15 protein-coding genes, 1 other RNA gene and 1 pseudogene are annotated in these 16,997 nt (G+C 62.3%); 11 read left to right on the top strand and 6 right to left on the bottom strand.

What is annotated here, in order from left to right; genetic code table 11:
- Window positions 1–102: 102 nt before the first annotated feature.
- The 3 genes from AKN84_RS50350 to AKN84_RS50360 are packed head-to-tail and all read left to right on the top strand — an operon-like array spanning window position 103 to window position 3,823.
- The gene (locus tag AKN84_RS50350; protein WP_347337326.1) at window positions 103–2,400 is read left to right on the top strand and encodes an AsmA family protein; all 2,298 of its coding nucleotides are present in this window, start codon (window positions 103–105) and stop codon (window positions 2,398–2,400) included.
- Complete coding sequence (locus AKN84_RS50355) at window positions 2,316–3,680, top strand: AsmA family protein (RefSeq protein ID WP_347337327.1); 1,365 nt, start codon at window positions 2,316–2,318, stop codon at window positions 3,678–3,680. Before AKN84_RS50350 ends, AKN84_RS50355 begins: the two co-directional genes overlap by 85 nt.
- A 20-nt stretch (window positions 3,681–3,700) precedes the next feature.
- Window positions 3,701–3,823, top strand: coding sequence for a hypothetical protein (locus tag AKN84_RS50360; RefSeq protein WP_347337328.1), 123 nt, complete (start codon window positions 3,701–3,703; stop codon window positions 3,821–3,823).
- 65 nt (window positions 3,824–3,888) lie between these two features.
- On the opposite strand, the gene AKN84_RS12625 is transcribed toward AKN84_RS50360, so the two are convergent.
- The 6 genes from AKN84_RS12625 to ssrA all read right to left on the bottom strand — a co-directional run bounded on the left by AKN84_RS12625 (window position 3,889) and on the right by ssrA (window position 7,674).
- Window positions 3,889–4,242 (bottom strand): VOC family protein, encoded by a 354-nt coding sequence (locus tag AKN84_RS12625; RefSeq protein ID WP_050421034.1) that lies wholly within the window; start codon window positions 4,240–4,242, stop codon window positions 3,889–3,891.
- A gap of 56 nt (window positions 4,243–4,298) precedes the next feature.
- Window positions 4,299–4,574, bottom strand: a complete 276-nt coding sequence (locus AKN84_RS12630) for a ribbon-helix-helix domain-containing protein (RefSeq protein WP_021077181.1) — start codon at window positions 4,572–4,574, stop codon at window positions 4,299–4,301.
- Complete coding sequence (locus AKN84_RS12635) at window positions 4,571–4,774, bottom strand: DUF4169 family protein (RefSeq protein WP_050421035.1); 204 nt, start codon at window positions 4,772–4,774, stop codon at window positions 4,571–4,573. The genes AKN84_RS12630 and AKN84_RS12635 overlap by 4 nt, the downstream gene beginning before the upstream one ends.
- 276 nt (window positions 4,775–5,050) lie before the next feature.
- Window positions 5,051–6,487, bottom strand: a complete 1,437-nt coding sequence (gene fumC, locus AKN84_RS12640) for a class II fumarate hydratase (protein WP_162240872.1) — start codon at window positions 6,485–6,487, stop codon at window positions 5,051–5,053.
- Window positions 6,488–6,644: 157 nt separating this feature from the next.
- Window positions 6,645–7,166 (bottom strand): SspB family protein, encoded by a 522-nt coding sequence (locus AKN84_RS12645; protein ID WP_050421036.1) that lies wholly within the window; start codon window positions 7,164–7,166, stop codon window positions 6,645–6,647.
- Window positions 7,167–7,310: 144 nt separating this feature from the next.
- Window positions 7,311–7,674: a transfer-messenger RNA gene (ssrA, locus tag AKN84_RS45130) on the bottom strand.
- A 75-nt stretch (window positions 7,675–7,749) separates the two neighbouring features.
- On the opposite strand from ssrA, the gene AKN84_RS12650 reads away from it, so the two are divergent.
- The 8 genes and pseudogenes from AKN84_RS12650 (at window position 7,750) to AKN84_RS12685 (ending at window position 16,989) form a co-directional block, all read left to right on the top strand.
- A complete protein-coding gene (locus AKN84_RS12650) occupies window positions 7,750–8,361 on the top strand; it encodes a chromate transporter (RefSeq protein ID WP_050421037.1) in 612 nt (203 codons plus the stop codon).
- Window positions 8,358–8,891: a chromate transporter gene (locus AKN84_RS12655; protein ID WP_050421038.1), complete on the top strand. Its 534-nt coding sequence runs from the start codon at window positions 8,358–8,360 to the stop codon at window positions 8,889–8,891. The genes AKN84_RS12650 and AKN84_RS12655 overlap by 4 nt, the downstream gene beginning before the upstream one ends.
- 94 nt (window positions 8,892–8,985) lie before the next feature.
- A complete protein-coding gene (locus AKN84_RS12660) occupies window positions 8,986–9,486 on the top strand; it encodes a tripartite tricarboxylate transporter TctB family protein (protein ID WP_050421039.1) in 501 nt (166 codons plus the stop codon).
- 7 nt (window positions 9,487–9,493) lie between these two features.
- On the top strand, window positions 9,494–11,008 hold the full coding sequence (locus AKN84_RS12665; protein WP_050421040.1) for a tripartite tricarboxylate transporter permease: 1,515 nt from the start codon (window positions 9,494–9,496) through the stop codon (window positions 11,006–11,008).
- 185 nt (window positions 11,009–11,193) lie between these two features.
- The gene (locus tag AKN84_RS12670; RefSeq protein ID WP_050421041.1) at window positions 11,194–12,174 is read left to right on the top strand and encodes a tripartite tricarboxylate transporter substrate-binding protein; all 981 of its coding nucleotides are present in this window, start codon (window positions 11,194–11,196) and stop codon (window positions 12,172–12,174) included.
- Between the two features lie 174 nt (window positions 12,175–12,348).
- A pseudogene (locus AKN84_RS12675) lies at window positions 12,349–12,876 on the top strand (thymidylate synthase); the annotation flags it as partial.
- 178 nt (window positions 12,877–13,054) lie between these two features.
- On the top strand, window positions 13,055–13,861 hold the full coding sequence (gene thyA / locus AKN84_RS12680) for a thymidylate synthase (protein ID WP_202814684.1): 807 nt from the start codon (window positions 13,055–13,057) through the stop codon (window positions 13,859–13,861).
- A gap of 470 nt (window positions 13,862–14,331) precedes the next feature.
- Complete coding sequence (locus AKN84_RS12685; protein WP_128970716.1) at window positions 14,332–16,989, top strand: hypothetical protein; 2,658 nt, start codon at window positions 14,332–14,334, stop codon at window positions 16,987–16,989.
- The last annotated feature ends 8 nt before the right edge of the window (window positions 16,990–16,997 follow it).

The following is a 16,997-nucleotide window of genomic DNA, read 5'->3' on the forward strand; positions in this document are numbered from 1 at the left end:
ACTTCGCCATACTTGTCTCTATATTTGGGTTGCTCCGGCCAAGGGTTGGCAAAGGGTTCAGCATAAGGAGGCTGCCGCGGAGCGGGCTCAAAGGGAGACACCGTGCAGACGACGCTGCTCGGCCTGGCAATCGCCTTCATTCTGGCACTGGTCGCTGCGCTGGTCGGTCCGTATTTCGTAGACTGGAACCAGTTCAGGCCGCAGTTCGAGGCGGAGGCGTCCAAGATCATCGGCGCGCCGGTTCGCGTCGCCGGCAATCTCGACGCGCGTCTGCTTCCCGCGCCCTCGCTGCGGTTGAAAATCGTCACCGTCGGCGGCGCCAACGACGTGGGCAAGGTCCGGGCCGCCAATCTCGACGTCGAGTTCAGCCTGAGCTCCCTGATGCGCGGCGAAGTGCGCGCGAACGAGCTCACCATCAATGGCCTGTCGCTCGATCTCGGGCTCGACCCGAAGGGGCGGATCGACTGGTCGCCCTCGAGCGGGACCTTCAATCTGGCGTCGCTGGCGATCGACCGTCTCAATCTGACCGGCCGCGTCGCGCTGCACGATGCCGCGAGCCGCAGCACGCTCGAGCTGAACGACATTGCCTTCAGCGGCGATGTCCGCTCGCTGGCCGGCGCGATCCGCGGCGACGGCAATTTCATGTTCGACGGCAACCGCTACCCGTTTCGGATCTCCTCGGGGCAAAGCGCTGATGGCAGCGGCACCCGCCTGCACTTCAACATCGATCCCGGTCAGCGGCCGGTGTCCGCCGACCTCGACGGCATCCTGACCTTCGAAGCCCGCGCGCCGCGGTTCGAGGGCACCGTGACGCTGGCGGGCACGCCGGGCCAGCGGGGCGGCAGCGACATGCCGCCCTGGCGGATCGCCGCCAAGGTCAAGTCGGACTATTCGGCGGCACGTCTCGACCAGGTCGAGGTGAGCTATGGCGCCGAGGACCGCGCGCTGAAGCTCGCAGGCAATGGCGATCTGCGATTCGGCACGTCGCCGCTGCTGCGCGCCTCGCTCGCGGCGCGGCAGCTCGATGGCGACAGGTTCGCCGCCAAGGATAGCGGCAAGGACAGTGGCAACGGCAATGTCGAGCCGGTGCGCGTACTGCCGGCCATGCGTGCGGTGTTGTCGGGTCTTCCGCAAAGCCCGATACCGGCGCAGGTCGAGCTCACGTCCGAGCAGGTCATGCTCGGCGGCCGCCCGTTGCAGGACATCTCGGCCGAGCTGCAATCGGATGCGAAATCATGGACCGTACGCCGGCTGGAGTTTCGCGCGCCGGGATCGACGCGGGTCTCGATGAGCGGCGCCAGCGCGCAAGCCGGGGTCGCGAACAGCTTCAAGACCGCGCTCAACATCGAATCGTCCGATCCCGATACGCTGATGACCTGGCTGCAGGGGCGGGGCGACATCGCCTATCGCAGCCAGAAGCCGCTCCGCTTGCGCGGCGACGTCACGGTGTCGCCATCAGGCTTTTCGATCGACGCCATGAAGGCGGAGATCGAGGGCGGCGCGCTCGAGGGCCGCATCGCGGTCGCGCATCGCGAGGCGACCAGCGGATCGAAGGTCGAGGCACAGTTGAAGGCGGAGCGGCTCGATCTCGATGCGACCGCGGCCTTCATCCGCTCACTGGCTGGTCCGCAAGCCGAATGGCCTGACGAGGCGCAGCTGTCGCTCGACGTCGGTCGCGCAATCTCCTCCGGGCAGGAATTGCGGCCGCTGCTGGCGAAGATCGCCTACAGCCCGAAGAGCATCGTGCTCGAGCGCGTGAAGATCGGTCAGCCCGACAACGTCACGCTGGACGGCAGCGGCAATTTCGACCGCGCCAATTCCACCGGCAAGCTCGCGGTCGACGCGACCGCCGCGTCGCTTGGCCGGCTTACGGCTGTCGTTCAGCCCTTTGCGCCGGCGCTTGCCGCGCGGCTCGGCGTGCTTCGTGCTGATGGCGGTCCGGTCCGCGCCAAGCTCGCACTCGACCTCGGCAAGGGCAAGGCCGCGGATCGCGTCAGCGCGCGCGCGACGCTCGATCTCGACACGCGGCAGCTCAAGGGCAATACGGTGATCTCGGCGACGCCGACGGTCGCCGCGATCCGCGCGCTGGATCTCGACGCGCTTCGCCGCAGCGACGCGACAGCCGAGGCGAAATTCTCGGCCAGCGAGGGCAATGCGCTGCTGGCGCTGCTTGGGCTCGACCATGCGGTCGCAGCCGGCGCGGGCGCGACGCAATTCGAAGGCACGGCGAGCGGCGCGTGGGGCGCGCCGTTGCGGCTCAAGGCCCGGCTCTGGGGCGCGGGGCTCGACGCGGATGCGGAAGGAACTGCCGAACCGTGGACCAAGGACGCGCCGGCGAGAGCAAATCGAGCGTCAGCCTCCGTGTCCGCAGCGCCGACATCAGTCCGCTGCTCAATCTGAAATCATCCGATCCGGTAGCGAACATCCGCCTGTCATCGAAGCTAACGCTCGCGGGCGACAAACTGACCTTCGACGATCTCGACAGCATCGTCGCGGGTTCGCGGCTGCGCGGCCGACTGGCGCTGACGCTCGGCGATCAGAAAAGCGTCGATGGTGAAGTCGGCCTCGATCAGATCTCGCTCGCGCCGATCTTCGTTGCTGCGATCGGCGCAGCCGGGCACGATGCGACGGAGCCGCTCGGCCAGGGGCTGACGAGCGCCTGGCGCGGCAGGGTCACGTTCGAAGCGCTGCACGGTCTGCTGCCGGGCGGCGCCGAGCTGCAGCCGGTCAGCGGCACCATCAGGTCGGACGGGCAGTCCCTGACCTTCGACGGCATCAAGGGCAAGATCGGCGGCGGCGAGGCGAGCGCTTCGATCGATGCGCGACAGGGCGTCAATGGACTCGCCTTGAATGCAAATGTGCAGTTCTCGGGCGTCGACGCTTCGGCCTTGCGCTATCGCAGTCTCGCGATGCCCAAGGGGCGTGCCGCAATGCAGATGACGTTGTTGACGCAGGGCCGCAGCGCTTCGGCGCTGATCGGCGCGTTGTCCGGCAGCGGCGCCGTGACGCTCGATGGGCTGAACCTTCCAGGCCTCGATCCGCGTGCGTTCGACGTCGCGATCCGCGCCAGCGATTCCGGTCAGGCGACCGACGATACGCGGTTGAGGCAGATCGTCGAACCGGCGCTGGCGGCAGGTCCGCTGTCGGTCGCCTCGGCGCAGATTCCCTTCAACATCCGCGACGGCCGCATCCGGGTCGGCGCCACCACGCTCGCGGCTGATGGTGCCAACGTCATCCTTTCCGGCGGCTACGACATTCCGGCCGACCAGGCCGACATCCGCGCCGCGCTGGCATCGACGCAGGTCGGCACCGCAAACAGCCACCCTGAAATCCAGCTGCTCGCCGTGGGCACGCCCGACGGATTGTCGCGCAGCATCGACATTGCGGCGTTGTCGTCGTGGCTCGCGGTGCGCGCGATCGACCGGGAGACCAGGCGGCTCGATGCGATCGAACGCGGCGAGCCCGCGCCGCCGCCGACCCCGGCGGCCCTTCCGCCTCCCGCCGCGCCGGCGCTGATGGGTCCAACTCGAATTCGGCGGGAGCGCCTTCCGCCAACTTGCCGGCGCCCGGCCCCGATCCGCGCCGCGTGCCGCCGAAGCCGAAGATCGTTGCGCCGCGGCCGCCGGCTGTCCCGCCGGTCGCCGCCGCGCCCGTCATTGCGCCGTCTGCGCCGGTCGTAAGCCAGCCGCAGCTGGCGCCGTTGCCGCCGCCGATCGAGGTCAAGCCGGCGCCCGGCGCGGCCAGGTCGAGGCCGCTGCGGCCGCCATTGTCGCTGACGCCGCAGGTCGCCAATCCGCCGCCACGGCCGGCGATGCAGAACTAGAAACGCGCTTTCAAGCGAAGCAGGCGCCGGTTCGCGTGAAGAAACGCGTCGGACGACGCGCCGGCTCACGATTGGTGCTGGAGAATATTGATCAACCGGCCGAAGGGATCGCGGACGAAGAAGCGCCGCACGCCCCACGGCTCGTCCGCCGGTCCGTACTCGATCGCGATGCCGGCAGCCTGCATCCGGTGCAGCGCTTCATCGAGGTCGTCGACCTCGATCGAGAGATCAGGCACCGGCGTGCCGGAGCCACCTTCGGAAGCGAAGCTGATTTGAACCTGCATTGTTTCGGATGAGCCGTAAGTCGCAACCCAACCGAAATCCATCAGCGGCTCGAGGCCCAGGATGTCCCGATAGAATGACTGTGCTGCCGCGATGTCAGATGCGGCAACATTCGCGACAATGCGACTGACCTTCATGCTGAAGTCCGCGCCGCGGAACGACCGTCTGTTGCAGCGACGGTCGGTGAGGGCCGTCAGGCCTGCTGGCGCGTGTCGACCTGCTGCGGCCTGACATCCGTCGGCACCGCCGGAGTGGCGCGCGAGCGGAAATAGTCGAGCACGAAAAGCCGGATAGCGGAGGACAAATTGCCCTGCTGACGGTTGCTGTCGATCTCGCCGACCAATTCAGACAACGTCATGTTCCGCAGACCGGAAATCTCCTTCATGCCGTTCCAGAAGGCTTCCTCGAGGCTGACGCTGGTCTTGTGACCGGCAACGACGATCGAACGCTTGACGACGGGAGACTTCATGATGCGTCTCCACTGTCGATACGCTTCGGACCCAGGAGGTGCTGATCGAGCGCACGCGCGCTGCGCTCACCGAGAAATTCGTCACGCGCTCGTTCAGATTTGGTGCGACCGAATAGCGCACGATTGGCTTCGGCCTGCTTCGCTGCTTGTTCGCGCTCACCGCGCTTCTTGAATCGTTTCAAGTTGACCACGTCGCCCATGCTCGTCGTCCTCATCGTCCCCAAAGCGGAATTGGTGATGCATCGTGACGAAAGCAAGAGCGATCGCGCTGCGCGCCCGGCTCGATACCCATCCCGAATCCCCGTTTGACGCTTGTGATAGCATCAAAGAATCCATTTCGCTCTGCGAAAACTAGACGTCTGTACCATGCGCCAGCGCAGAGCTGATAGGCAACTCGCCTTAGTCTTTAGGCGTTATGATCCATAATTATATCACGCGCGCTGACCGTAATTATCCGGACATTGCGCGTCGTCCGCTCAGCCGGGGTGTGTCATTTTGTCCGGCTGCACGAGGCGATCAAATTCATCCGCGGACACAAATCCGAGCCGCAAAGCCTCTTCCTTCAACGTCGTTCCGTGCGCATGCGCGGACTTCGCGACCTTCGCTGCATTATCGTAGCCGATCTTCGGCGCGAGCGCCGTCACCAGCATCAGCGAGCGCTGCATCAGCTCGTTGATGCGCTTTTCGTCGGCGCGTATGCCGACAACGCAATGCTCAGTAAATGAGCGGACAACGTCGGACAGCAACTGAATGGAATTTATCATACAATATGCCAACACGGGCTTGTACACGTTGAGCTCGAAATGGCCCTGGCTGCCGGCAACGGTGATCGTGGTCTGATTGCCGAACACCTGGCAGCAGACCATGGTCATGGCTTCGCACTGGGTCGGATTGACCTTGCCCGGCATGATCGACGAGCCCGGCTCGTTCTCCGGCAGGATCAACTCGCCGAGGCCAGAGCGTGGGCCCGAGCCGAGGAAGCGGATGTCGTTGGCGATCTTGAACAGGCCGGTCGCTACCGAATTGATTGCGCCATGCACCAGCACGTAGGCGTCGTTGGAAGCGAGCGCCTCGAACTTGTTTGCGGCGCTGGTGAACGGCAGCCTGGTAATCGCGGCGACATGCTTGGCGAAGGCGCCGGCGAATTCCGGCTTCGAGTTGAGGCCGGTGCCAACGGCAGTGCCGCCCTGCGCGAGCGGAAACAGCTCTTTCACGGCGGTGTGCAGCCGCGCGATGCCGCTCTCGACCTGCGCGGCGTAGCCGGAGAATTCCTGGCCGAGCGTCAGCGGTGTCGCGTCCTGGGTGTGCGTGCGTCCGATCTTCACGATCTTGGCGAACGCCTCCTGCTTCTGGTGCAGCGCCTGATGCAACCCGGTGAGGGCAGGGATCAGGTCGGCGATGATGCGATCAGCTGCCGCGATATGCATCGCGGTCGGAAACGAGTCGTTCGACGACTGGCTCATGTTGACGTGATCGTTCGGATGGATCGGCTGCTTGGCGCCGAGCTCGCCGCCGAGCATCTGGTTGGCGCGGTTGGCGATCACTTCGTTCACGTTCATGTTGGTCTGCGTGCCCGAGCCGGTCTGAAACACGACCAGCGGAAAATGATCGTCGCGCTTGCCGTCGATCACTTCCCTGGCGGCGCTGATGATCGCGTCGGCGCGGCGTGCATCGAGCTGGCCGAGTTCGCGATTGGTCTCGGCCGCCGCGAGCTTGACGATGGCGAGTGCATGAATGATCGCGATCGGCATCCGGTCGTGGCCAATCTTGAAATTCTGCCGCGAGCGCTCGGTCTGCGCGCCCCAGTAGCGATCGGCGGCGACGTCGATCGGACCGAAGCTGTCGGTCTCGCTGCGGGTGGCGGCGTTGGATGGTGTCGTCGATTGAGCCATGAATGCTCTCCGTTGCGTCATCGGCACGTGATCCGGCATGACGCCGGGGCTCTCCGCCGCGGCAACGCCAAAGCGGCCGCGCGAAGACACGTTCATGCAGAAGATAATCCGGGATGACGATCTGTCATCCCGGCTCCTGCACGCATCCTACAAGGTCGAGGATCGATCTGCGTTTAGATTATTTCTTGCGGAAGCGGTCCAACCGCACCACCTCGGCGCCCTCGCTGGGCTTCGCCGGCTCCTGCTCGGTCTCGGCCGTCTCGGTCTCGACCGCCGCCCGGGCAGCCGGTGCGGGAAGGGGAGCGGCCGGTGCCGTCGCGGGTGGAGCTTCCTCGGACAGCGCATCCGAGACGTCGAACCGCAGGTCGAACGGTGCCGACGGATCGAGGAAACGCGTCACCGCCGCGAACGGCACGTTGAGCCGCTCGGGAATCCCGCCGAACGACAGGCCGACCTCGAAGCGGTCCTCGGTCACCACCAGATCCCAGAACTGGTGTTGCAGGATGATGGTCATCTCCTCCGGATACTGCGCGAGCAGCCGGGGCGACAGCTTCACGCCGTCGCCGTGCGAGAGGAAGGTGATGTAGAAATGATGCTCACCCGGCAGGCCATGTTCGGCCGCGTCGGACAACACCCGGCGCAGCACCCCGCGCAGCGCGTCGCGCGCCAGCACGTCATATCGGATGTGATCGGTCGCCATGGTGATCCTGTCGCTTCGAAAATAGCCGGTGTGGCTCGCCGGATGATCCGACTCGCCCGCTTTGGCCCCATGCTACCTCGCCGGGAGCCGGAAATCAGTAGGGCTGGCAGCTGAAATAGGGGGCGGACGCCCGATCGGAAATAAAGTGGAGGCTTCTGTTGCCAGGTGCCTCCGAACCCCGCCTAACGGAGCTTAACCCGTTAGGACTTTAAGATGGTCTTTCAAACTGCGTTACGCAGCCTGAGCAACCGGAGCAAAGTTGTCGTTGGCAACTATTGCATTGGCCCGATGTCGGCGGAACCATACCGAGAAAAAACACGCCCTTTACGCCCTCGTCGATCCTATTTCGCCCCCGCCAAAAGCCACCGAAAACGGCTCGAGATGGGTTTTGGTGGAGGCGCCGGGTACCGCCCCCGGGTCCGAATGGTTTATTGCGACGGTCATTTATTTCCATAGCCGGCGAACCGGCACCCCCAATATAGCGGCAAAGCGATAGAAAAACAGAGCCGATTCAGACCCTTTCCGCTGTGAAAACACGCCGATTTGCGTTGGCCGGCCTCCTGACGCCGTTCTAGATTTGCCCATGCCCCCGGAATCCCCGCCGGTTGCCACCCCGGCGCCGGATGCCTCCGCACCGTCCCCAGCCCTGCAGCCGGGCCTGCTCGAGCTGTTCCTGGCCTTTGCCAAGATGTCGCTGGCCGGCTTTGGCGGGGTCCTGGTCTGGGCCCGGCGGGCGATCGTCGAACAGCACCGCTGGATGACGGCGGAGGAGTTCAACGAGACCTTCGCGCTGTGCCATTTCCTGCCAGGTCCGAACATCGTCAACCTGTCGGTCGTGTTCGGCTCGCGCTTCCGCGGCATCGCTGGCGGGCTGGCGGCCTTTGCCGGGCTGGTCGGGCCGCCGATGGTGATCGCGACCATCCTTGCCGCGCTCTACGCCCGCTACGGCGACGTCGACGTGCTGCGCCGGACGCTTGCCGGCGTGGCCTGTGCCGCGGTCGGGCTGTTGTTCGCTGTCGTCCTCAAGATGATGATGCCGCTCCTGAAGCGGCGTGATGTCACAGGCCTCGTCATTCTGGCCGCGGTTTTCGTCGCGATCGGACTGATCCGATGGCCGTTGCAGATCGTGCTGCTGGTGGCGATCCCGCTCAGCCTCGCGATCACGATCCTGACCCGCCGCATGGTGAAGGCATGAACTCGGAGTCCAACCCGATCGCGGCGCTGCTCTGGACCTTCGGCCTGATGTCGCTGTTTGCGGTCGGCGGCGCCAATTCGGCGATCCCCGAAATGCACCGCGCCGCCGTCGGCGTGCATCACTGGCTGACCGACAAGCAATTCGCCGACGTATTTGCGATCTCGCAGCTCTCGCCGGGGCCGAACGTGCTGATTGTGACGCTGATAGGCTATTCTGTCGCAGGCGTTGCCGGAGCATTGGCTGCAACGGTTGCGATGTGCGGACCGACGGCGCTGCTTGCCTATTATGTGAGCCGTTTCCTCGATCGTTCGCGCGATGCGCGCTGGCCTGCGATCATCCAGGCGGCATTGGTTCCGCTGTCGATCGGCCTGATGGCCGCCTCGGGCCTGATCGTGGCGCAGACATCAGACCAAAGTTGGATCGCAGTCCTGATCACCATTGTCGCAGCTGCGCTTGCTTTTGCGACGCGGATCAATCCTTTGTGGATGTTACTCGCCGGAGGTCTCTTGGGTTTTGCTGGCGTTGTCTGACGAAAATCGCTAGCAAGGCTTTTGGTCAACGCACCGCAAGCCAAGCCATTCAATCAATACGGGCGGGACAGCCCTGACGGGGGGAAGCGAAGTCATGAGCGATACGCCGAGCGAGGCGCCGGTCAAATCGATCTTGCCGAAATGGGTGCGCGGCCCGCAGGACTTTGTCGGCGGGCTCGCCATGATGGCGGTTGCGCTGTTTGCCTTGTGGGCTTCCAGCGATTTGCAGGGCATGCACGGATTTTCGTTCGGCGCCGGAACCGCGCCGCGGATGTTCGCCGTGCTGCTGCTGTTGCTCGGCGGCGCCGTCGCGCTGATGGGAATTCTGAAGGACGGTCCGCACATCGCGGCGTATTCCTGGCGCGGACCGCTGTTCGTGTCGGCGGCAATCGTGTTCTTCGCATTGGCGATCCGCCCGCTCGGGCTCGTCGTCTCCGCCTTTGCCGCCTTCCTGATCGCGGCGATGGGCTCGCATGAGACGAAATGGGTCGAAGCCATCATCGTCGGCGCCTGCCTGACAGTCGGCTGCGCGCTGCTTTTCCCCTATGTGCTGGGACTTCCGATGCCGATGTTCCCGCGTTTCCTGATCCAGTGAGGGCGTGATGGAACTGTTTGCCAATCTCGCCCACGGTTTCGTGGTTGCGTTCTCGCCGATCAATCTGCTGATGTGCCTGATCGGTGCGCTGGTCGGCACGCTGGTCGGCGTGCTGCCGGGCATCGGCACCATCGCCACCGTCGCCATGCTGCTGCCGATCACCTTCGGCCTGCCGCCGGTCGGTGCGCTGATCATGCTCGCCGGCATCTATTACGGCGCGCAATATGGCGGTTCGACCACCTCGATCCTGGTCAACATTCCAGGCGAGGCGACCTCCGTGGTCACCGCGCTCGACGGCCACCAGATGGCCAAGCAGGGCCGTGCCGGTCCGGCGCTCGCGATCGCCGCGATCGGCTCGTTCTTCGCGGGCTGCGTCGCGACCGTGCTGATCGCCGTGCTCGGCGCGCCGCTGACCAAGCTCGCGCTGGCGTTCGGCCCGGCCGAATATTTCTCGCTGATGGTGCTTGGCCTGATCTTCGCCGTGGTGCTCGCCAAGGGCTCGGTGCTGAAGGCGATCGCGATGATCGTGTTCGGCCTGTTGCTGTCGATGGTCGGCTCCGACATCGAGACCGGCGCCTCGCGCATGGCCTTCAACATCCCCGAGCTTGCCGACGGCCTCGGCTTTGCCACGGTGGCGATGGGCGTGTTCGGCTTCGCCGAGATCATCCGCAACCTCGACCATGGCGCGGAGATGGACCGCAACCTGGTGCAGCAGAAGATCACCGGCCTGATGCCGACCAGGAAGGACCTGATCGACTCCTCGCCGGCGATCCTGCGCGGCACGGTGCTCGGCTCGATCCTCGGCATCCTGCCGGGCGGCGGCGCGGTGATCGCGTCGTTCGCGGCCTATACGCTGGAGAAGAAGCTGGCGAAGAATCCGTCGCGGTTCGGCCGCGGCGCGATCGAGGGCGTGGCGGCGCCGGAAAGCGCCAACAACGCCGCGGCGCAGACCTCGTTCATCCCGCTGCTCACGCTCGGCATCCCGCCGAACGCGGTGATGGCGTTGATGGTCGGCGCGATGACCATTCATGGCATCGTGCCGGGTCCGCAGGTGATGCAGAAGCAGCCCGACCTGGTCTGGGGCATGATCGCCTCGATGTGGATCGGCAATCTGATGCTGATCATCATCAATCTGCCGCTGGTCGGCATCTGGGTCCGTCTGCTGCGGGTGCCGTACCGGCTGATGTTCCCCTCGATCGTGGTGTTCTGCGCGATCGGCATCTACTCGGTGAACAACGCGCCGGTCGATGTCGTGCTCGCAGGCGCGTTCGGCCTCGTCGGCTACTGGTTGATCAAGCACGATTTCGAGCCGGCGCCGTTGCTGCTCGGCATGGTGCTGGGCCCGCTGATGGAAGAGAACCTGCGTCGCGCATTGCTGATCTCGCGCGGCGACTGGAGCGTATTCCTGTCGCGGCCGCTGTCGGCGGTGCTGCTGGCGATTGCGGCGGGTCTGTTGGTGCTTGCCGTGCTGCCGACCTTGCGTGCGAAGCGCGACGAAGTGTTCGTCGAGTCTGAGGGCTAGAGCATGATCCGGAAAAGTGTGAAGCGGTTTTCCGGATAGATCATGCTCAAACAAGGAGCGCCGGCCCTGCGTCGGCGCGCCGCAGGCGGAAGTCGAATCGACTCGCGATGTCGTCTCATGAAATGAAAATGCCGGCCGATTTGGCCGGCATTTTTATTGGTCGAACGTTCCCGGGAGGAATTGAGATGATGTCCATTCGCTCGCTTGCGGGCGCATGCCTTTCGGCATTGGCCGCGCTCGGCGCATTCGCCGTGCCGGCGTCCGCGCAGACCTATCCGACCCGCACCATCACCATGATCGTGCCGTTCGCAGCCGGCGGTCCGACCGACGTCATCTCGCGCATCGTCACCGCGCACATGGCGCAGACGCTCGGACAGAGCATCGTCATCGAGAACGTGGTCGGCGCCGGCGGCACCACGGCGACGACGCGTGCCGCGCGAGCCGCCAATGACGGTTACACGCTGATCACAGGGCACATGGGCACGCACGCCGCATCCGTGCCGCTCTATCCGAAGCTTGCCTATCATCCGGAGAAGGATTTCGAGCCTGTCGCGCTGCTCGCGGGCACGCCGATCCTGATCCTCGCCCGCAAGGATTTCCCGCCGAAGGATCTGAAGGAGTTCGTCGCCTACGTGAAAGCCAATGCCGAGAAGGTCAACGCCGCGCATGCCGGCATCGGTTCGGTCTCGCACGCCTCCTGCGAGCTGTTGAACTCGATCCTCGACGTCAAGCCGGTCGGCGTGCCCTTCAACGGCACCGGCCCGGCCATGAACGCGCTGGTCGCCGGCCAGGTCGATTACATGTGCGATCAGATCGTCAATGCGGTGCCGCAGATCAAGGCCGGCACCATCAAGGCCTATGCGGTCGCGACCCCCGAGCGCAACCCGTCGCTGCCTGAGGTGCCGACCACGACGGAAGCCGGCCTGCCGGCGTTCCAAGCACAGGCCTGGAACGCGGTATTCGCGCCGAAGGGAACCTCGCCCGCGATCGTCGCGACGCTGAACGCGGCGGCGATCAACGCGCTCGACGATGACAACGTCCGCAAGCGCCTGCTCGACCTTGGCAGCGTGATCCCGGCGCCCGCCAACCGCACCCCGGAGGCGCTGGCTATGCTCGTGAAGAACGAGATCGCGAAATGGACCCCGGTGCTCAAGCCGGCAAGTTAATCCAGCGCGATCAAGCGGATAGGCGAAGGGCGGAACGCGAGTTCCGCCCTTGTCGTTTGCCGGGGGAGTGTTCATTTTTCAGGGTATAATCGGTGCGTTCAGCCGAATCGGCGTGTCGGCCGGCGGCCTCGGCCGCTAAGTTCGCCGTTCTCTCGAAGCTCCGAAAAGACCGCCATGAACCAGTATCACGACCTGCTCGAACGCATCCTCGCCGACGGCGCCGAAAAGCACGACCGCACCGGCACCGGCACGCTGTCGATCTTCGGCCACCAGATGCGCTTCAACCTCTCGGCCGGCTTCCCGATGCTGACCACCAAGCGGCTGCCGCTGAAGGCGATCGTGCACGAGCTGCTCTGGTTCCTCGCCGGCGACACCAACATCAAATATCTCAACGACAACGGCGTCACGATCTGGGACGAATGGGCCGATGCCAATGGCGATCTCGGCCCGGTCTACGGCTCGCAGTGGCGGTCCTGGCCCGCGCCCGACGGCCGCAGCATCGATCAGATTTCGAACGTGATCGAAATGATCAAGCGCAATCCGGACTCGCGGCGGCTGATCGTCAGCGCCTGGAATCCGGCCGAAGTCGACAAGATGGCGCTGCCGCCGTGCCACTGCCTGTTCCAGTTCTACGTCGCGAACGGCAAATTGTCCTGCCAGCTCTATCAGCGCTCCGGCGACGTCTTCCTCGGCGTGCCCTTCTTTGCTCATGTGACAGATTGCTATGATCAAGCGATCAGCTATCAAGATATTGATCTGTCTAGTGAAAACGTAGGCCGGAGAAGTGTGCGGTTATCATAGCGAAATGTGACGTTCGCGAGTTCGTTGTTGAGTTCTTTCCTTGGTGCTCGGCTGCGCTCATATGGAGGAAAAGTTGACGTTGTTTCATCCAGAAGACCAGTATCTAGAATTGTTGCGAACGCTTCTGCATCGGGGTGTAGCGCGAGAGGATCGAACCGGCGTCGGTACGCTGTCGATCTTCGGCCACCAATTGCGATTTGACCTGTCGAAGGGTTTTCCGCTCCTTACGACCAAGCGAATCTACTTCAAGGGGTGTGTTCACGAACTGCTTTGGTTTCTCAGCGGTGAGACCAACGTTCAATATCTGCGCGAGAACGGCGTAACGATCTGGGATGAATGGGCAGACGAGGATGGGAATCTCGGGCCGGTATACGGAAAGCAGTGGCGCGGTTGGGAGGCGAAGGATGGTCGCATCATCGACCAAATTTCTGACCTGGTCCGCGGCCTAAAGGAAAATCCGAACAGCCGCCGGCTCCTGTTTACAGGATGGAACGTAGGAGAGCTTGATCAGATGGCTCTACCTCCGTGCCACATGACGTATCAATATTACGTCGCCGAGGGTAGACTGTCCGGAGTCGTGTTCCAGCGGAGTTGCGACGTCTTTCTGGGTTTAGGTTGGAATCTGGCAGAGGCAGCGCTGCTGATTCATATGCTGGCACAACAAGTCGGTCTTGAGCCTGGCGAACTGATTTGGATGGGCGGCGACGTTCACCTATACAAGAACCATGTTGAACAAGCTCGGCTGCAATTAACCCGCGAACCCCGACAATTGCCGACGCTTCAGATCAAGCGGCGTGCGAATTCGATCTTCGATTATCGATATGATGACTTCCAACTGATGAACTACGATCCCCACCCAAATATTGCCGCGCCAATTGCCGTGTAATGCTGGATGCCCAGTCAGGTCTCAGCGATTTCTTACCTGGGCGACGGTACGAATTTCGCCTGAGGCGCTCCCACCGCGACGGGGCGCTCTACTCCGCCGCGTATTCCTCGACTATTTCTTGGAACGCGGCGCCGTACGCTGCGCCCGCAATTGGATCCCACGCTCGACATCACTGGCAACGGCGTAGCCGCCGCTAATAAGCTCTCCTGCCTGAGAGACGAGGCGTCCAATAAAATTCCGCAACACGCCTCGTGCCACGAGATGGCGAAGCAGAACCAGGGCTAGGTTGGACGAAGATTTCTCGTACATAGTCACCTCAAAGCGGAACAGGCGGGGAAATCGGCGCCTCGCCGCGCTGATCGTATTTTCTCGTCTTCGCCAACACGATATTCCGAAGATTGTCAAAACGTTGCTATTTCTGTTGAACGAGCGCATTCTATGCGAAGAGTCGCTTGTTGTTGGACCTAAGCGTGAAAATCTCAAAGGCTTCTGCTTCGAAGGGCATCCACCTCAGCATCGTGAAATCGGTTTGCAAGTTTCTACGAGTGTGCGAGGCAGCAGGAAAACTTCCAATCGAACGAGGCGTGATCAATCGTGCGGCCGTTGCACGACGCTTCGATATTCCTTACGCCGCAACCCGAGTTGAACCACTCAGATCTATCATCGATCAATACGATACGCGCCTTTCGAAATTAGGCAGCGTTGCCTCCAAGTTTGATCTAGAGGTGCCGAAGCTCCGGCGATACTTGAAAGAGTCCTTTGCAAAAGGGAGCATCCCTCTTCGAGGGACGAAGGTCGACCGTGCCGCGATCGTTTCGCTATTCGGAATTAACGCAAACGCGTTCAACCGGCATCTCGGACTGAAGGCGTTGCTCAGCGAATTCGACGATGCAATCGGCGAAGCAAAGCTGAAAGGGTCCAAGTATGACAATTATGCGGACCCGCTAAGAGCCTTGGTTCAAGACTACCTTTCCGATAAAAGTCCCGTTCCATTGTACCTGGGCAAGCTCAATCGTGCGGTCATTGCGGACCGGCTCGGACTACCAATTGGGGCGCTAAAGCTATCGGCCAAGTTGGCCGGAATCCTAGAGAACGCCAATACCGAGATTGCTGCTCGAGTCGCGCCCTTCCGTACGGGCGACAACCGAGGACGCATCTGTCTGTTTCATCCAAGCCTTGCACTCCAGATTGATCGACACAAGCGAACATACGACTTCAGCGAGCTCTCTGAAATTTATTCTCACGATCTTGCGGTTCGCGTGCGCGACGCGTTTTTGGTCCATTGTTCAAAGCTCCGTAGCGCAAAGAACTCGTATCGTGCCACGCTCTATTTTCTGAGGTTGGTAGCAGAGTCAGAAGTCGCTGGTCCTGAAATCGTTGTTGCACTCAACCGTGCGGCGTTGCCCGATCGCGACACTTTCGAGCAGATTTGCCAAGACTGGAGAATGAAACGTGTCTCCGATCTAGAGGGGAGAAAGGAAACGACTGCGTCTAATGGGATCAAGTGCGTCAACGGAGTTCTGAAATATCTTGCTTTGGCGGGGATCGTGCCGCGCATCAATCGCCTGAAGCCAATCGCTGGTGCACGCCGCAAAGCAAAGCCACGAAAATCGTTAGCAGAATCCTCGCGCCAGAGGTTGAGGCGGGTCGCTCAAGACGCGCTCCTGCGAATTGCAAAAGATCGCAAGGTTGAAATTTCAGCTTCCGAGGAGAATGAATTTCTGAGTGCCTTGGCGGAAGAAGCTGCTCGGCGAGATGATCTCCCCGACGACACCGTGTCAGCGATCCGCATCATTCTTTCCGAGAGACTGACCGCCATCCGCAACTGTGCGGAACAAGACTTCTTGAAATGGGAACGATTCTGGTCTGAAGGTCAGGTACTTGTTCTGAAGACTCCACCCCGGTCAAGTGACTTGGTTGGCCGTTTCCACGATGGCGCAGAAGATTTCGTTGGGACGACCGGTCTTGGGGATTTTCTGGCTCTCGTTGACGAGCAGTGGAATGGCTGCGCTCCTCGACGACACCATCATAGCAGAGGACTGATCCATCGCCTCTATAGGCGGCATGGGGGTTTCTCCGAGATCGAGCACCGGCTCAATCCACATCCAAACGCCGTTATCGCCGCAATCGTCATGTATCTTGTTGATAGCGGAGCAAATACGTCAACGGCGCGAACGCTCGAAATCGATTGTCTTGAACCATCGCAATTGCCCGGCCATGAGCGCGTCACTGGGTTCAAGGCGCGAAGCAAAGGGAAGCCCATTTTTATCGATTTGGCGGTCAAGAATCCCCAGCATCAACCTACAACGGTGATGGCCTTCAGGAAGCTGATTGAGATGACGGCTCGATACCGACGGAATGCAGCTGTCGAGGACCGGAAGGCCCTATTTCTTGTGAGACCTCAATCGAAAGTCATTGCGCTGAGTGATCATCGCCTCTCGGATTGGTTTAAGCGCTTCTGCGAGCGCCATGAAGAACTGAGGGGATTCGGATTTCTTCCCTCCATGATCAGACCATCGGTGCTCCTTGATCTTGCGCTACGCAAGGACGGAAGCTTGATAGCTGCACAGTATAAGGGGCAGCACGCGTCTGGTTCGACCACTGGCAGTTACGTGAACAAATATCCGATGCTGCTCCTGTATGAAGAAAAGATGAAGTTCTTCATGAATCAGTTTCAGGCAACGGCGGTTGCGCAAGTTGCGATGGCCGCTCAGCGGCTAGGCATCAGCTCAGATGCCGTCCAAAAGCTTCAAAACAATGCCGTACGGAATGGCCTGGGGGTGCTTTGCCTGCTGCCACGAGCCGGCATTCAGCCAGAGGTTAACAAGGGCGATATATGTCATCTGCCGGAGCGATGCATCACGTGCGCGGCCAGCATTGTCGTGCCGGAACCAGAAGCAATAGCCGATATGATCGTCTTCAACGAGAGCTTGCGTCGGGAGCAGGATCGGTTTGTGGCTGGGCAGGCCGAGAAGTGGGAACGGCTCTGGCTCTCCTGGCTGGCCTTCACAGACGTTGTTCTGTCAGAAATGGCGCGCGGCCCGCAAGCGAGGGTCTTGAGCCGTGCAAAAGCGTTGGTTGAACAGCGAAAAGCGAACTCCACATTCGAGCCGATGCGTCCCTGGTGACACGGCGG

Source organism: Bradyrhizobium tropiciagri, from assembly GCF_001189845.1.
GTDB lineage: Bacteria > Pseudomonadota > Alphaproteobacteria > Rhizobiales > Xanthobacteraceae > Bradyrhizobium > Bradyrhizobium tropiciagri.